This window comes from Methylobacterium sp. OAE515 (assembly GCF_041806315.1).
In the GTDB taxonomy this organism is placed as follows: Bacteria; Pseudomonadota; Alphaproteobacteria; order Rhizobiales; family Beijerinckiaceae; genus Methylobacterium; species Methylobacterium tardum.
Genome location: NZ_JBGMUV010000001.1, coordinates 311,760 through 327,057 on the forward strand (window position 1 = coordinate 311,760; position 15,298 = coordinate 327,057).

At 68.4% G+C, this 15,298-nt stretch carries 12 protein-coding genes; 4 read left to right on the forward strand and 8 right to left on the reverse strand.

What is annotated here, in order from left to right; translation table 11 throughout:
- Nucleotides 1-141 precede the first annotated feature (141 nt).
- From rpoB to serB, 5 genes are all read right to left on the reverse strand, one after another.
- Nucleotides 142-4,266: a DNA-directed RNA polymerase subunit beta gene (gene rpoB / locus ABIE45_RS01505; RefSeq protein WP_192710160.1), complete on the reverse strand. Its 4,125-nt coding sequence runs from the start codon at nt 4,264-4,266 to the stop codon at nt 142-144.
- 246 nt (nt 4,267-4,512) lie between these two features.
- Nucleotides 4,513-4,890 carry a 50S ribosomal protein L7/L12 gene (gene rplL / locus ABIE45_RS01510; protein ID WP_192710161.1) on the reverse strand — a complete coding sequence of 126 codons (378 nt, stop codon included), beginning with the start codon at nt 4,888-4,890 and terminating at the stop codon, nt 4,513-4,515.
- Between the two features lie 49 nt (nt 4,891-4,939).
- Complete coding sequence (gene rplJ / locus ABIE45_RS01515) at nt 4,940-5,458, reverse strand: 50S ribosomal protein L10 (protein ID WP_192710162.1); 519 nt, start codon at nt 5,456-5,458, stop codon at nt 4,940-4,942.
- Between the two features lie 525 nt (nt 5,459-5,983).
- Nucleotides 5,984-7,627, reverse strand: coding sequence for a B12-binding domain-containing radical SAM protein (locus tag ABIE45_RS01520; protein WP_192710163.1), 1,644 nt, complete (start codon nt 7,625-7,627; stop codon nt 5,984-5,986).
- 106 nt (nt 7,628-7,733) lie between these two features.
- Nucleotides 7,734-8,627: a phosphoserine phosphatase SerB gene (gene serB, locus ABIE45_RS01525; RefSeq protein WP_192710164.1), complete on the reverse strand. Its 894-nt coding sequence runs from the start codon at nt 8,625-8,627 to the stop codon at nt 7,734-7,736.
- Nucleotides 8,628-8,641: 14 nt separating this feature from the next.
- Between serB and miaA the strand changes: the two genes are divergently transcribed.
- The gene (miaA, locus tag ABIE45_RS01530) at nt 8,642-9,568 is read left to right on the forward strand and encodes a tRNA (adenosine(37)-N6)-dimethylallyltransferase MiaA (RefSeq protein WP_192710165.1); all 927 of its coding nucleotides are present in this window, start codon (nt 8,642-8,644) and stop codon (nt 9,566-9,568) included.
- A gap of 187 nt (nt 9,569-9,755) precedes the next feature.
- On the opposite strand, the gene ABIE45_RS01535 is transcribed toward miaA, so the two are convergent.
- Genes ABIE45_RS01535 through ABIE45_RS01545 form a run of 3 tightly spaced genes read right to left on the reverse strand, consistent with a single transcriptional unit; the run spans nt 9,756 to nt 12,333 of the window.
- Nucleotides 9,756-10,625 carry an NAD(P)-dependent oxidoreductase gene (locus tag ABIE45_RS01535; protein ID WP_192710166.1) on the reverse strand — a complete coding sequence of 290 codons (870 nt, stop codon included), beginning with the start codon at nt 10,623-10,625 and terminating at the stop codon, nt 9,756-9,758.
- A gap of 30 nt (nt 10,626-10,655) precedes the next feature.
- Nucleotides 10,656-12,146, reverse strand: coding sequence for a monocarboxylate uptake permease MctP (gene mctP / locus ABIE45_RS01540; RefSeq protein ID WP_192710167.1), 1,491 nt, complete (start codon nt 12,144-12,146; stop codon nt 10,656-10,658).
- Nucleotides 12,136-12,333, reverse strand: a complete 198-nt coding sequence (locus tag ABIE45_RS01545) for a DUF3311 domain-containing protein (protein ID WP_160536759.1) — start codon at nt 12,331-12,333, stop codon at nt 12,136-12,138. The genes mctP and ABIE45_RS01545 overlap by 11 nt, the downstream gene beginning before the upstream one ends.
- A gap of 211 nt (nt 12,334-12,544) precedes the next feature.
- On the opposite strand from ABIE45_RS01545, the gene ABIE45_RS01550 reads away from it, so the two are divergent.
- The 3 genes from ABIE45_RS01550 (at nt 12,545) to ABIE45_RS01560 (ending at nt 15,278) form a co-directional block, all read left to right on the forward strand.
- Entirely contained in the window at nt 12,545-14,605 is a 2,061-nt protein-coding gene (locus ABIE45_RS01550) for a carbon starvation CstA family protein (RefSeq protein WP_192710168.1), read from the forward strand.
- Between the two features lie 8 nt (nt 14,606-14,613).
- Nucleotides 14,614-14,835: a YbdD/YjiX family protein gene (locus ABIE45_RS01555; protein ID WP_192710169.1), complete on the forward strand. Its 222-nt coding sequence runs from the start codon at nt 14,614-14,616 to the stop codon at nt 14,833-14,835.
- Nucleotides 14,836-15,068: 233 nt separating this feature from the next.
- A complete protein-coding gene (locus ABIE45_RS01560; protein WP_192710170.1) occupies nt 15,069-15,278 on the forward strand; it encodes a DUF3606 domain-containing protein in 210 nt (69 codons plus the stop codon).
- Nucleotides 15,279-15,298 lie beyond the last annotated feature (20 nt).

Consider the following 15,298-nt stretch of genomic DNA (forward strand, 5'->3'; position numbering starts at 1 on the left):
GCCACCGCGTCCTGAAAAAGATCCGGCGCCGCACCCCGCACGGGCGCTGCTCACCGTCGTCGAACCCCGGAAGGCCCCTCCCCTTCCCGCTCGACCGTGGCGGCGGCACGCCGCCGCCACGGGAGGTGTGGTTCTCTTGGCTTACTCGGCCGCGTCCGCAGGCGGTTCCAGCTGGTCGTTGGCCGCCTTCTTGGAGGAGGTGAGCTCGACGTTGAGGCCGAGCGAGCGCATCTCCTTGACGAGCACGTTGAACGACTCGGGGATGCCGGCCTCGAACGTGTCGTCGCCGCGGACGATCGCCTCGTACACCTTGGTGCGGCCGGCCACGTCGTCCGACTTCACCGTGAGCATCTCCTGCAGCGTGTAGGCCGCGCCGTAGGCCTCCAGCGCCCAGACCTCCATCTCGCCGAAGCGCTGGCCGCCGAACTGCGCCTTGCCGCCCAGCGGCTGCTGGGTGACGAGCGAGTACGGGCCGATCGAGCGCGCGTGGATCTTGTCGTCCACGAGGTGGTGGAGCTTCAGCATGTAGATGTAGCCCATGGTGACCTTGCGGTCGAAGGGCTCGCCGGTGCGCCCGTCGTAGAGCGTCGACTGCGCCGAGCGGTCCAGCCCGGCCATCTCCAGCATCTGCTCGATGTCGGCCTCCTTGGCGCCGTTGAACACCGGGGTGGCCATCGGCACGCCGCGGCGGACGTTGTTGCCGGCCTCGGCCAGCTCCTCGTCCGTCAGCCCGTCGAGTTCGCCCGGGGAGTAGATCGCCGTCATCTCCTCCCGCAGCGGCGCGATGTCCTGCGTCTTCAGATAGGCATCCACCGCCTTCGACACCTTGCGACCCAGGCCCGCAGCCGCCCAGCCCAGGTGCGTCTCCAGGATCTGACCGACGTTCATGCGCGAGGGCACGCCCAGCGGGTTGAGCACGATGTCGGCATGCGTCCCGTCCTCCAGGAACGGCATGTCCTCGATCGGCACGATCCGCGACACGACACCCTTGTTGCCGTGACGGCCGGCCATCTTGTCGCCCGGCTGGATCTTGCGCTTCACCGCCACGAAGACCTTGACCATCTTCATGACGCCCGGAGGCAGCTCGTCACCGCGCTGCAGCTTCTCGACCTTGTCGAGGAAGCGCTGCTCAAGACGCTTCTTCGACTCATCGTACTGCTTCTGCATCGCCTCCATCTCGGTCATGAGACGGTCTTCGATGACGGCGAACTGCCACCATTGCGAGCGCGGGTAGTCGTTGATCAGCTCGCGGGTGAGCGTGGTGTCCTTCTTGAAGCCCTTTGGGCCGGCCACCGGCGCCTGACCGATCAGCACGTCCGCCAGACGGGCGTAGGTGTTGCGGTCGAGGATCGCCTGCTCGTCGTCACGGTCCTTGGCGAGCCGCTCGATCTCCTCGCGCTCGATCGCCTGGGCGCGCTCATCCTTGTCGACGCCGTGGCGGTTGAACACCCGGACCTCGACGATCGTGCCGGTGACGCCCGGCGGCACCCGCAGCGAGGTGTCGCGCACGTCCGAGGCCTTCTCGCCGAAGATGGCGCGGAGCAGCTTCTCCTCCGGCGTCATCGGGCTCTCGCCCTTCGGGGTGATCTTGCCGACGAGGATATCGCCCGCGTTCACCTCGGCACCGATGTAGACGATGCCGGCCTCGTCGAGGTTCTTGAGCGCCTCTTCGGAGACGTTCGGGATGTCGCGGGTGATCTCCTCCGGCCCGAGCTTGGTGTCGCGGGCCATCACCTCGAACTCCTCGATGTGGATCGAGGTGAACACGTCATCCTTCACGATCCGCTCGGAGAGCAGGATCGAGTCCTCGAAGTTGTAGCCGTTCCACGGCATGAACGCGACGAGCACGTTCCGGCCGAGCGCCAGCTCGCCGAACTCGGTCGAGGGACCGTCGGCGATGATCTCGCCCTTCTTCACGAACTCGCCGACGCGGACCAGCGGCTTCTGCGTGATGCAGGTCGACTGGTTCGAGCGCTGGAACTTCTGGAGGCGGTAGATGTCGACGCCCGGCTTGTTGGCGTCGGCCTCCTCGGTGGCGCGGATGACGATACGGGTGGCGTCCACCTGATCGATGATGCCGGCCCGGCGGGCCGCGATGGCGGCGCCGGAATCGCGGGCGACCACCGCCTCCATGCCGGTACCCACGAACGGGGCGTCGGCGCGGACCAGCGGCACCGCCTGGCGCTGCATGTTCGAGCCCATGAGCGCGCGGTTGGCGTCGTCATTCTCGAGGAACGGGATCAGCGCCGCGGCGACCGAGACCAGCTGCTTCGGCGACACGTCCATGAGGTCGACGCGCTCAGGCCCGACGACGATCACCTCGCCGGCGCGACGGCAGACCACGAGGTCCTCCGTGAGCTTGCGGGCCTCGTCCATCTGGGCGTTCGCCTGGGCGACGTAGTACTTCGCCTCCTCCATGGCCGAGAGGTAGGCGACCTCGTCGGTGACCACGCCGTCGCGGACGCGGCGGAACGGGGTCTCGATGAAGCCGTACTTGTTCACCCGCGCGAAGGTGGCGAGCGAGTTGATCAGGCCGATGTTCGGGCCTTCCGGCGTCTCGATCGGGCAGATGCGGCCGTAGTGCGTCGGATGCACGTCGCGCACCTCGAAGCCGGCGCGCTCGCGGGTCAGACCGCCCGGGCCAAGCGCCGAGAGGCGGCGCTTGTGCGTCACCTCGGAGAGCGGGTTGGTCTGGTCCATGAACTGCGACAGCTGCGACGAGCCGAAGAACTCGCGCACGGCCGCAGCCGCGGGCTTCGCGTTGATCAGGTCCTGCGGCATGACTGTGTCGATATCGACCTGGCTCATGCGCTCGCGGATGGCGCGCTCCATGCGCAGGAGGCCCAGGCGGTACTGGTTCTCCATGAGCTCGCCCACCGAGCGGACGCGGCGGTTGCCGAGGTGGTCGATGTCGTCGACCTCACCCTTGCCGTCACGCAGCTCGACCAGCGCCTTGACCACCGCCAGCATGTCCTCCTTGCGGAGCGTGCGCACGGTGTCGGCGGCGTCGAGATCGAGACGCATGTTCATCTTCACGCGGCCGACCGCCGAGAGGTCGTAACGCTCGGAGTCGAAGAACAGCGAGTGGAACATCGCCTCAGCGGTGTCGAGGGTCGGCGGCTCGCCCGGGCGCATGACCCGGTAGATGTCGAACAGCGCGCCCTCGCGGCCGGAATTCTTGTCCACCGCCAGCGTGTTGCGGATGTAGGGACCGACATTGACGTGGTCGATGTCGAGCACCGGCAGCTCGGCGGTGCCGACATCCTCCAGGCTCTTCAGAAGCTTCTCGGTGATCTCCTCGCCGGCCTCGGCCCAGATCTCGCCGGTCTGGGTGTTGACCAGATCCTCGGCGATGTACTGGCCGACGAGATCCTCGTCGGTCGCCTTGAGGAACTTGGTGCCCTTCTCGGTGATCTGGCGGGCGTTGCGGGCGTTGAGCTTCTTGCCGGCCTCGAGCACGACCTCGCCGGAATCGGCGTCGATCAGATCGACGGTCGCCTTCATGCCCTTCATACGCTCGGCATCGAACGGCACGCGCCACTCGGCGCCGTCCCGGTCGTAGACCACGCGGTTGTAGAAGGTCGACAGGATCTCCTCGCCATCCAGGCCCAGGGCATAGAGCAGCGACGTCGCCGGCAGCTTGCGCTTCCGGTCGATGCGGACATGCACGATGTCCTTGGCGTCGAACTCGACGTCGAGCCAGGAGCCCCGGTACGGGATGATGCGGGCGGCGAACAGGAGCTTGCCCGACGAGTGGGTCTTGCCCTTGTCGTGGTCGAAGAACACGCCCGGCGAGCGGTGCATCTGCGAGACGATGACGCGCTCGGTGCCGTTGACGATGAAGGTGCCGTTCTCCGTCATCAGGGGCATGTCGCCCATGTAGACGTCCTGCTCCTTGATGTCCTTGACCGACTTGGCCTGGGTATCGGGATCGACATCGAACACGATGAGGCGAAGCGTGACCTTCAGCGGGGCCGCGAAGGTGATGCCGCGCTGGCGGCACTCGTCCACGTCATACTTGGGCGCCTCGAAGGTGTAGCGCACGAACTCGAGCAGCGCCGTGGCGGCGAAGTCGGAGATCGGGAACACCGACTTGAACACGCTCTGCAGCCCCTCGTCGGCGCGCCCGCCCTCGGGCTCGTCGACCATCAGGAACTGGTCGTAGGACGCCTTCTGAACCTCGATGAGGTTCGGCATCTCGGCAACTTCCTTGATCTTGCCGAAGAACTTCCGAATGCGCTTGCGACCGACCAGCGTGTTGGCCATGTGACTTCGCTCCTACCCGCGTACCTCTCGCCCGGGGAAGCGTTCCCGAAAGGGACCTCCCGCACCGGGCCGTGACGCGCGCCCCGCCGGGCCGCGCCACCGAACCTGAATCTCTCGCCGGCCCCATTCAGGACCATCCGCCGAAGCGGCCTAAAGCCCGCGGGCGCAACACCCGCGGGCTCCGGTCACGACAGGCCCGAGACGGACCTCCGTGGGGTGATGGGCCGGAACCGGCCCATCGTCGACTTACTTGAGCTCGATCTTGGCGCCGGCCTTCTCGAGCTGGGCCTTGAGCTTCTCGGCCTCGTCCTTGGCGACGCCTTCCTTGACCGGCTTCGGCGCGCCCTCGACCAGGTCCTTGGCCTCCTTGAGGCCGAGGCCGGTGATCGCGCGGACCTCCTTGATGACCTCGATCTTCTTGTCGCCGGCGGACGCCAGGACGACCGTGAACTCGGTCTGCTCCTCGACGGCGGCAGCGCCACCACCGGCGGCCGGGCCGGCAGCCACGGCGACGGCGGCCGCGGCCGAGACGCCCCACTTCTCTTCGAGCATCTTGGCGAGGTCGGCAGCCTCGAGAACGGTCAGCGAGGACAGGTCGTCGACGAGCTTGGCAAGATCAGCCATTTTGAATTCCTCTCAGATATCGGTTCGAACAGGTGATTTTTGAAGGGCCTCAGGCGGCCTCGTCCTTCTTGGCATAAGCCCCGAACACGCGGGCGAGCTTGGCCGCCGGCGCATTGACGACCTGAGCGATCTTGGTCGCGGGCGCCTGCACGAGGCCCACGATCTTCGCGCGCAGTTCGTCGAGGGACGGGAGCGAGGCGAGGGCCTTCACGCCGTCCGGGTTCAGGGCCGTTGTCCCCATCGCGCCGCCGAGGATCACGAGCTTGTCGTTAGCCTTGGCGAAATCGACCGCGACCTTCGCGGCAGCGACCGGATCGCCCGAATAGGCGAGCAGGGTCGGGCCCTTCAGGAGCGGCTTGATGGAGGCGACGTCCGTGCCATCGAGTGCGATGCCGGCGAGGCTGTTCTTGGCGACCTTCACGGTGGCGCCGGCCTGCTTCATCTGCGAACGCAGCTTCTGCATGTCGGCGACCGTGAGGCCCTTGTAGTGGGCCACGACGACGACGGCGCTCTGATTGAACACGCCGTTGAGCGTCGAGACGAGATCAGCTTTAGCTGTCCGGTCCACTGGGCTCTCTCCGGTTGGCGGAACCCGGGTTCGGGTCCGCCGGTTGCACATGCCGCCCGGACGTGATCTCGGCCGAAAGACCGGGAACGTCCGAACGACGCTTCGCGGCCCTGTCCCCGCGCGTGCCCTTCCGGGCCGCCTCGGGCGAGTGGGTTCAAACCGATACCTCCCCGCGGCCGGGAGCCGAGGCGAGGCGTTTCGAATTCGGTCTTCCCCGTCTGTGCAGGCTGGCGGATTAAGCCGGCGAACCGGCACCTGCAGTCTCGGACAGGACATGGCCGGACAAGGCTCCGCGGGGCTCGTCGCCCCTTGGATCCTTCCGGCCAGTGCCACCCGGTTGCCCGGGCGACATTTCAAGCGGAAACCGGCCGATTGGCCGTTTTCCTTCCGTGAGGATGAAATGCGTGAGGCGCGGTGTATAGAGCCTAGCAAGCCACCTGCCAAGGGCCGAAGCGCGACTTTTCCGCCGCAGGCAAGGGGTTGCGTGGGAGCCTTGCCGCGATTGCATCGCTTGGCGGGTATCGGCTACGCCGCCTCGCGCTCCGGCACCAGCTTGCGCCGCGCCGCCTCCCACCAGCTCCGGTCTCGGGCCTCCTTCGCCTCCGCGGCCTTGGCGGCGTAGAACGAGGCGTTGTGCTCGCCGCGCAGGGCCTCGCGGGTGAAGCGGATCAGGTGGTGGGCGACGAAGCCCATGTTGAACACCGCCTCGATCTGTCCGCGCTTCAGCGCGTAGCCGGCCGCGCTCCAGAACGGCTTGCGGTAGTCGGAGAAGATCCCGACCCGGGTGATGATGTTGAAGCCGAGGATCAGGCCGCGGCGCAAGTTGGTGAAGGTCAGCTTGCCGGCGGTCGGCGTCGTGATCCGGTTCGGGTAGGTCACCGCGCACTGGTGCTTGAACCGCTCGAAGATCTTCTCCGGCTCGTAGGCATGGGCGATCGCCCGGCGCCAGCTGCTGACCACCGAATCGTGCGGCCGCTTGAACAGCACATTCGACTCGAGGCTGGCGTCGTGCAGGAGCCGGCCCTCGCGCTCCAGCCTGTCCCAGAGCGGGGTCTTGGGCAGCGCCTGGAGCAGGTTGATGGTCAGCACGGGGATCGCCGAGCGGTCGATGAAGTCGATCAGGTTCTGCTCGGATTTGTCGGTGTCCGAATCGAGCCCCAGGATGATGCCGGAGGTCACCTCCAGCCCGTAGGAATTGAGGGTCTCGATCGCCTCGTACATCGGCACGGCGGCGTTGTGGGTCTTGTCGATGCCCTTGAGGGCCTCCGCCTCCGGAGTCTCGATGCCGACGAACACCGTCATGAAGTTGGCCTGCCGCATCAGCTCGAGGATCTCGGGCTGCTTGGCCATGTTCAGCGTCGCCTCGCAGGCGAACTGGAGCGGGTAATTGTTCTTCTTCTGCCATTCCACGAGGTGCGGCAGCATCTCGCGGGTCGCCTTGCGATTGCCGATGAAGTTGTCGTCGACGAAGTAGACCACCGCCGGATGGCCGGGCTGGCTGATGATGGCGTCGAGTTCGGCGCACATCTGCTCCGGACTCTTCAGCCGCGGCTGGCGCCCGTAGAGCTGCGGGATGTCGCAGAACTCACAGCGATACGGGCAGCCCGAGGAGAATTGCAGCGAGCCGATCAGGTAGCGCTTGAGCGGCGCCGCCTCGTAGGCCGGGGCCGGAAAGTCCGAGAGCGCGAGCCGGTCCTTCGTCTCCAGCACCACCTGAGCAGGCGGCGGCGTCAGGTCGGCGTCGAGGCGCGTGACGAGCTGGTCGGTGGCGTCGCCGATCTCGCCGATATGGAGGTAGTCGAAGTCGCCGTACTTCTCCGGGGCACCCGAGACCGAGGGGCCGCCCAGCACCGTGACCTTGCCGGCCGCGTGGGCACGGTCGCGGATGTCGTGGATCTGCGGCTCTTGGATGTGCATCCCGGACACGAACACCGCGTCGGCCCAGGCGAAGTCGGCCGGGCCGGCGCGGCGGATATTCTCATCGATGAACCGGCATTCCCAGGCCTCGGGCATGTAGGCCGCGATCAGCAGCAGCCCCTGCGGCGGCATGAACGCCTTCACCCCGCCCATCAGCGGGTAGGCGTGGGAGAATGTCCCGAAGGACGGCGTGTAGGCGGGAAAGACGCACAGGATGCGTCGCTTGGAGGTGACCGTCAGGGTGCATCGCATGGCGGACTATCTAGCACAGCCGTGCGCGTTGGCGCCCCCCCTCGCGGTTAAGAATGGCGTGAGGCAAGCGCGCGGGATCCCGAGGATCCGGATCCCCGCCGAGCGCTCACCCAACGAACTCCGCGGCCGCGTAGCCCTGCAGGTACAGGAGCGCGCTGAGATCGCCGTGCTCGACCCGGACATGCGCGGCGGCGGCGACCGCGGGCTTCGCGCGGAACGCCACGCCGAGGCCGGCCTCGGTCAGCATGTCGAGATCGTTGGCCCCGTCGCCCACCGCGAGCGTCGCCGCAGGGGCGAGGCCCAGCGTTTCACGCAGTCCGATCAGGGTCGCGCGCTTCTCGGCCTGGCCGACGACCGGATCCTCCACCGTGCCGGTCAGCCGCCCTTCGGCGACGCCCAGCACGTTGGACCGGTGCTCGTGAAAGCCGATCATCGCCGAGATCGGGCCGGTGAACAGGGTGAAGCCGCCCGAGACGAGGCAGGTGTGCACGCCGTGCGCGCGCATCGTCTGCACCAGGGTACGACCGCCCGGCGTCAGCGTCAGCCGCTCGGCGATCAGGCCGTCCACCGCGCCGACCGGGATGTCCTTCAGGAGGGCCACGCGCTCGCGCAAAGCCGGCTCGAAGGCGATCTCGCCGCGCATCGCCCGCTCGGTGATCGCCGCGACATGGTCCTTGAGGCCGAGCGTTCCGGCGAGCTCGTCGATGCATTCCTGCTCGATCATGGTCGAGTCCATATCGGCCAGGAACAAGCGCTTGCGCCGATGCGCGTCGGCGGGGAGCACGGCGAGGTCGATCGGCTCGCCGGCGAGCGCATTCCGTAGCCGCTCCGTCAGGGACGCGGCGGCGCCGGGCTCGCCCGGCACCAGCAGCTCGGCCGCGGCCTCTCCGTGCAGGATCCGCGGCTGGTGCTCCGTCCGCAGCACGGCGCGGGTCTCGGCCAGCACCGCGTCGGTGATGGACGGCTGATCCGGGTTTGCTATCAGGACCGCGACCAGCATCGTGGAGTTTCGCCTTGCCGCCAGACCGGGGGGAAGCCGGGGGGCGCCCGGCGGCCATTCTCATCGCAGGGCCCACCGCCTCGGGCAAGTCGGCGCTCGCCGCCCGGCTGGCGCGACAGCGGGGCGGCACGGTGATCAACACCGATTCGATGCAGGTCTACGCAGATCTGCGCCGCCTCACCGCCCGACCCGGCCCGGACGAGGAGGCGCAGGTGCCCCATCGGCTCTACGGCCATGTCGACGGCGCCGTGAACTATTCCGTGGGGCATTTTTCACGGGATGCGACGGCGCTGCTGGCGACGCTCGACGGGCGGCTGCCGGTCTTCGTCGGCGGCACCGGCCTGTATTTCCGGGCGCTGGAGCAGGGATTCTCGGAGCTGCCGCCGGTGCCCGACACCGTACGCGCGCGGGTGCGGGAAGAGGCCGAGGGCCGCCCGACCGAAGCGCTGCATGCCGACCTCGCCCGGCACGACCCCGAAGGCGCCGCCCGCCTGCGGCCGAGCGACCGGATGCGGGTGATGCGCGCCCTGGAGATCTTCCTCGCCACCGGCCGCCCGATCGCGAGCTTCTACGGCGACCCGGTGCCGGGGCCGCTGGCCGGCTGGGATCTCGAGAAGATCTTCCTGGCTCCCGACCGGTCGGTCCTGCGCGCCCGGATCGATGCCCGGTTCCGGGCCATGATCGCGGAGGGCGCGCTGGACGAGGTCGCCCGCCTGCGCGCACGACGCCTCGATCCGATGCTGCCGGTGATGCGCGCCCACGGCGTGCCGGGCCTGATCGCCCATCTTGACGGGGCGCTCAGCCTCGACGAGGCCATCGCGCGGGGGCAGGCGGATACGCGGGCCTACGCCAAGCGCCAGTTCACGTGGTTTCGCCACCAGATGGGCGACGGCTGGCGCTGGATGGATCCGGAGGCCGTTGCGAGCGCCGATCTGTCGTGACGGGATTGCGCCCGTCCGGCGTGTTCATCTCCAAGCCGTCATTCCGGGGCGCCGCAGGCGAGCCCGGAATCCAGAACCTCTGACGGCGTCAGGCTTAGCACCGCCGGCGGATCTGGATCCCGGGTTCCGCTCCGCGGCCCCGGTAAGACGGCCGGTGATCTCTCCGTCTGCGGAGGCGCCCTCAGCCTCAGCGCTCCAGCCGCGCCACCAGGCTCGACGTGTCCCAGCGGTTGCCGCCCATGGCCTGCACCTCGGCGTAGAACTGGTCCACGAGGGCCGAGACCGGCAGCTTGGCGCCGTTGCGGCGGGCCTCGTCCAGCAGGATCCCGAGATCCTTGCGCATCCAGTCGACCGCGAAGCCAAAGTCGAACTTGCCCTGGTTCATGGTCTTGCCGCGGTTCTCCATCTGCCAGGAGCCGGCGGCACCCTTGGAGATCACGTCGAGCACCGCCTCGACGTCGAGGCCGGCGCGCTTGGCGAAGTGGACGCCCTCGGACAGGCCCTGGACCAGGCCCGCGATGCAGATCTGGTTGACCATCTTGGTGAGCTGGCCGGATCCCACCGGGCCCATCAGCCGGCAAGCCCGGGCGAAGGCCCCGATCGCGCCCTCGACCTTGGCGTAGGTCGCCGCGTCGCCGCCGCACATCACGGTGAGCACGCCGTTCTCGGCGCCGGCTTGGCCGCCGGAGACCGGGGCGTCGATGAAGCCGAGGCCCTTCGCCTCGGCCGCGGCGGCGAGCTCCCGGGCGACCTCGGCCGAGGCCGTGGTGTGATCGACGAAGATCGCGCCGGGCTTCATGCCGGCGAGCGCCCCGTCCTCACCCAGCACGACGCTGCGCAGGTCGTCGTCGTTGCCGACGCAGGCGAACACGATCTCGGCGCCCTCGACGGCCTGCCGGGGCGTGGGCGCGAAGGCGCCGTCATAGGTCCTCACCCAGGCTTCGGCCTTCTGGGTGGTGCGGTTGTAGACGGTGACGTCGTGGCCACCCTTCTTGGCGAGGTGGCCGGCCATCGGGCCGCCCATCACGCCGAGACCCAGGAATGCGACCTTCGCCATAGTGCTCTCCTCAATCAGAGTATCGGGGGCTCAGCGGCCCGCCGCGACGGCGGGGTTCCGGCCGCCGAGGCTCAGCGCCGCGTTCACCACCACCGCCACGACGATGTTCACGGCGAGCGCCAGCAGCCCGGTGTAGAGCGTGAACTTCGCGTCGCCGAGCGTCAGGGTGTGCAGGGGCTTCAGCCCGTCCGACCACGCGATGGCGCTGCCGGCGACGAAGCCCACCGCCCAGCCGGCCAGCAGGGCCGGGGCGCGGAACCACGACACGTAGAGGCCGAAGACCAGAGCCGGCAGGGTCTGCAGGATCCACAGGCCGCCCAGCAACTGCAGGTCGAGGGCGAACTGCGTCGGCAGGACCAGGATCGCCACCAGCGCGCCGATCTTGACCAGCATCGAGGTGATCTTGGCGACCTGCGCCTCGCCCGACGGGGTGACGTTCGGGTTGACGTAGGCCTTCCAGACGTTGCGCGAGAACAGGTTGGCCGCGCCGATCGACATCACCGCCGCCGGCACCAGCGCGCCGATGGCGATCGCCGCGAAGGCGAAGCCCGCGAACCAGCCGGGGAACAGGGTCTTGAACAGGGCCGGCACGACGTCGTTGTTGCTCGTCACCTTCAAGCCGGCGGCGTGGCCCATGTAGCCGAGCATGGCCAGCAGGCCGAGGAGCAGCGTGTAGGCCGGCAGCAGCACGGCGTTCTTACGGATCGTGTTGCCGCCCGACGAGGCGAAGATGCCGGTGAGCGTGTGCGGGTACATGAAGGCCGCGAGCGCCGAACCGAGCGCGAGCGACGCGTAGGGCAGGATCTGCGCCGGGCTGAGCAGGATGCCGCCCGAGCCCTTGGCCTTGAAGGCGGCGTCGGCCGCGTCGAACACCGCGCCGTAGCCGCCGAGCTTCGAGGGCACGATCGCCACCGCCACCAGCACCACGACGTAGATCATGATGTCCTTGACGAAGGCGATCAGCGCCGGCGCCCGCAACCCCGACGAGTAGGTGTAGAAGGCCAGCACCAGGAAGGCGACGATCAGCGGGATCTCGCCGTGCAGCCCCAGCGCCTTGATGGCCACCTCCATGCCGATCAGCTGGAGCGCGATGTAGGGCATGGTGGCGATCACGCCGGTCAGCGCGACCGCGAGCTCCAGCGTCCGCGAGCCGTAGGTGCCGTACACGACGTCGCCCGCCGTGACGTAGCCCTTGTCCTTGGCGGCCTGCCACAGCACCGGCATCACCGCGAACACGAACGGATAGACGATGATCGTGTAGGGCAAGGCGAAGAAGCCGTAGGCGCCCACGGCGTAGACCAGGGCCGGCACCGCGATGACCGTGTAGGCGGTGTAGAAGTCGCCGCCGATCAGGAACCACGTGATCCAGGTGCCGAACTTGCGGCCGCCCAGGCCCCACTCGTCGAGATGGGCCAGCGTCTCGGGCCGGCGCCAGCGCGCGGCCACGAAGCCCATCACGGTCACGAGCAGGAAGAAGAAGACGAAGACCGAGAGCGCCGGGATGTCGAGATCAGCGGTCATCGCGCACGGCCCGGTAGACGACGTAGAGGATCAGCGAGGTCAGCGGCACCCAGGCCAGCTGGTACCAGTAGAAGAACGGGAAGCCGAACAGCATCGGATCGTGCTGGTTGTAGAACGGCACCCACAAGAGCCCCAGGAAGGGCAGCAGCAGGAGCCACATCAGCGGCGAGCGGCGTCGGGTTTCCATGATCCGGCCCGGTGAGGAGAGCAGGTCCGTGACGAGGGGCCGCCTTACAGGCGGCGGTCATCGTGCGGTCCGGAGCGCTGCATCACAGCTCGGATCGCTTGCGTCAACGGGAGACCGATAGGATAAACCGACCCTGTCGCACGGGGTCCTAGAATTCCGGCCGGGGCCAGAACGGCCGCCCGAGCTCGAGGCGACGCGCAGGGAGTGGGACATGGGTTCGGCGATCGGCAGGCATGGGCCCTGGGCCCTCGTAGGGGCGCTCGGCGCCGCCGCACTGGCGATCGTGGCGAGCCAGCGCGGCGAGACCATCAACGCCCTCTGGATCGTGGTCGCTTCGGTCTGCACCTACCTGATCGCCTATCGGTACTACGCCAAGTTCATCGCCGACAAGGTGATGCGCCTCGACCCGAAACGCGTGACGCCGGCCGTGCGCCACAATGACGGGCTCGACTACGTGCCCACCAATCGCGGCGTCCTGTTCGGCCACCATTTCGCGGCGATCGCGGGCGCGGGTCCGCTGGTCGGCCCGGTGCTCGCCGCCCAGATGGGCTACCTTCCCGGCATGCTCTGGATCCTGGCCGGCGTCGTGCTCGCCGGCGCCGTGCAGGACTTCATGGTCCTGTTCGTGTCGATGCGCCGGGACGGGCGCTCGCTCGGGGAGCTGATCCGGGCCGAGCTCGGCACGATTCCCGGCATCATCGCCCTGTTCGGCACCTTCCTGATCATGGTGATCCTGCTCGCCGTGCTGGCGCTGATCGTCGTCAAGGCGCTGGCCGAGAGCCCCTGGGGCACCTTCACGGTGATGTCGACGATCCCGATCGCCATGCTGATGGGCGTCTATTCGCGCTACATCCGGCCGGGCAAGATCGGCGAGGTCTCGATCCTCGGCTTCGTCCTGCTGATGCTGGCGATCGTGGCTGGCGGCTCCGTGGCGTCGAGCCCGGTCTGGGGCCCGGCCTTCACCTTCACGGGCCCGCAGCTCTGCTGGATGCTGATCGGCTACGGCTTCGTGGCGTCGATCCTGCCGGTCTGGCTGCTGCTGGCGCCGCGCGACTACCTGTCGACCTTCCTCAAGATCGGCACCATCGTCGGGCTGGCGCTCGGCATCGCCTTCGTGGCGCCGCACATGCAGATGCCGGCGGTCACCAAGTTCGTGGACGGCACCGGACCGGTCTGGGCGGGCAGCCTGTTCCCGTTCCTGTTCATCACCATCGCGTGCGGCGCAGTCTCGGGCTTCCACGCCCTGATCTCGTCGGGCACCACCCCGAAGCTGATCGCCAGCGAGGCCGATGCCCGCTTCATCGGCTACGGCGGCATGCTGATGGAATCCTTCGTGGCGATCATGGCGCTGGTCTCGGCCTGCGTGATCGACCCGGGCGTCTACTTCACGATGAACTCGCCGGCCGCCCTGGTCGGCACGACGCCCGAGACAGCGGCCACGGCCGTGACCAAGCTCGGCTTCGCCACGACGCCCGAGATCATCACCCAGACCGCTGCCGACGTCGGCGAGCACACGATCATCTCGCGGGCCGGCGGCGCGCCGACGCTCGCGGTCGGCATGGCCCACATCATCTCGTCGGCCATCGGCGGCAAGGCGATGATGGCCTTCTGGTATCACTTCGCCATCCTGTTCGAGGCTTTGTTCATCCTCACGGCGGTGGATGCGGGCACGCGTGCCTGCCGGTTCATGGTGCAGGATCTCGTCGCGCTGGCGGTCCCGTCGTTCAAGAACACCACGTCGTGGGGGCCCAGCATCGCGGCGACCGCCATCTCGGTGGGGGCCTGGGGCTACTTCCTCTATCAGGGCGTGACCGACCCGCTGGGCGGCATCAACACCCTGTGGCCGCTCTTCGGCATCTCGAACCAGATGCTGGCCGCGGTGGCGCTGACGCTCTGCACGGTGGTGATCTTCAAGATGAAGCGCGAGCGCTACGCGTTCGTGACCATCATCCCGACCGCGTGGCTGTGCATCTGCACCCTCACGGCCGGCTGGCAGAAGATCTTCTCGGCCGACCCGAAGATCGGCTTCCTGGCCCATGCCGAGCGCTACGCCGGGGCCGCCGCCGAGGGCAAGATCTTGGCGCCGGCCAAGAACGCCGACCAAATGAGCCAGATCATCCTCAACGACCGCATCGACGCGGTGCTGGCGGCCCTGTTCATCGGCCTCGTCGTCGCCATCGCGGGCTTCGGCATCGCCGCCTGCCTGAAGGCGTGGCGCGCGGATCGCTGGACCGCCCTGGAGACCGAACCGCGCCTGGCCGCGGCGGAGTAGGACGCGCCATGCTGCAACAGCCCAACCTGCGGGACCGGCTCCGGACGCTGTCCAAATGCGTCTGCGACGGCGCCCGGCTGATGGTGGGACAGGGGGATTACGCGGCCTATGCCGATCATATCCGCCGCACCCATCCCGACCGGGCGCCGATGACCGAGGTGGAGTTCTTCCGCAACCGGGAGAACGCCCGCTTCGGGGTCGGCAACACGTCCGGGTTCCGCTGCTGCTGACAATCGGGCCGGTGGGCCGGTTCGTCATCGCGAGCGGAGCGAAGCCATCCAGTTGCGCCACGCCGACAGAGGTCGCGCGGCCCTGGACGACTTCGCTCCGCTCGCAAGAACGGTGGCGTGTCTTCGCCGCAGACCGAGCCCCGCCGCTGTGCGGAGCCGACGGAGCCGATCCGGCCCGACCGGCGTTTGTCACCCCGGAGGGCCGTCCGGTCCTCGCCGGATGCGGAAGGCCGATGACCGACGACAGCGCGCAGGACCGGACCGAGTCGACGGAGCCGAGGGCCGTCAACACCGCCCATGCCTGGGAGCGGGCCTACTGGGCGCGCCGGTTCATGGTGCCGGTGGAGCAGGTCGAGGCCGCCGTGGCGGAGGTCGGCGACGAGCCGGCCCGCGTGGCCGCCCATCTGGGACGGGATTGGCCGGGCCACGAACCGGCGACCTGAATCCGGCATCCCCGGGGCAA

Bases quoted from the DNA above. Each gene is read 5' to 3' on its own strand.
- rpoB (WP_192710160.1), bottom strand. From the start codon at position 4,266: ATGGCCAACACGCTGGTCGGTCGCAAGCGCATTCGGAAGTTCTTCGGC.
- rplL (WP_192710161.1), bottom strand. From the start codon at position 4,890: ATGGCTGATCTTGCCAAGCTCGTCGACGACCTGTCCTCGCTGACCGTT.
- ABIE45_RS01520 (WP_192710163.1), bottom strand. From the start codon at position 7,627: ATGCGATGCACCCTGACGGTCACCTCCAAGCGACGCATCCTGTGCGTC.
- serB (WP_192710164.1), bottom strand. From the start codon at position 8,627: ATGCTGGTCGCGGTCCTGATAGCAAACCCGGATCAGCCGTCCATCACC.
- ABIE45_RS01535 (WP_192710166.1), bottom strand. From the start codon at position 10,625: ATGGCGAAGGTCGCATTCCTGGGTCTCGGCGTGATGGGCGGCCCGATG.
- mctP (WP_192710167.1), bottom strand. From the start codon at position 12,146: ATGACCGCTGATCTCGACATCCCGGCGCTCTCGGTCTTCGTCTTCTTC.
- ABIE45_RS01545 (WP_160536759.1), bottom strand. From the start codon at position 12,333: ATGGAAACCCGACGCCGCTCGCCGCTGATGTGGCTCCTGCTGCTGCCC.
- ABIE45_RS01550 (WP_192710168.1), top strand. From the start codon at position 12,545: ATGGGTTCGGCGATCGGCAGGCATGGGCCCTGGGCCCTCGTAGGGGCG.
- ABIE45_RS01555 (WP_192710169.1), top strand. From the start codon at position 14,614: ATGCTGCAACAGCCCAACCTGCGGGACCGGCTCCGGACGCTGTCCAAA.
- ABIE45_RS01560 (WP_192710170.1), top strand. From the start codon at position 15,069: ATGACCGACGACAGCGCGCAGGACCGGACCGAGTCGACGGAGCCGAGG.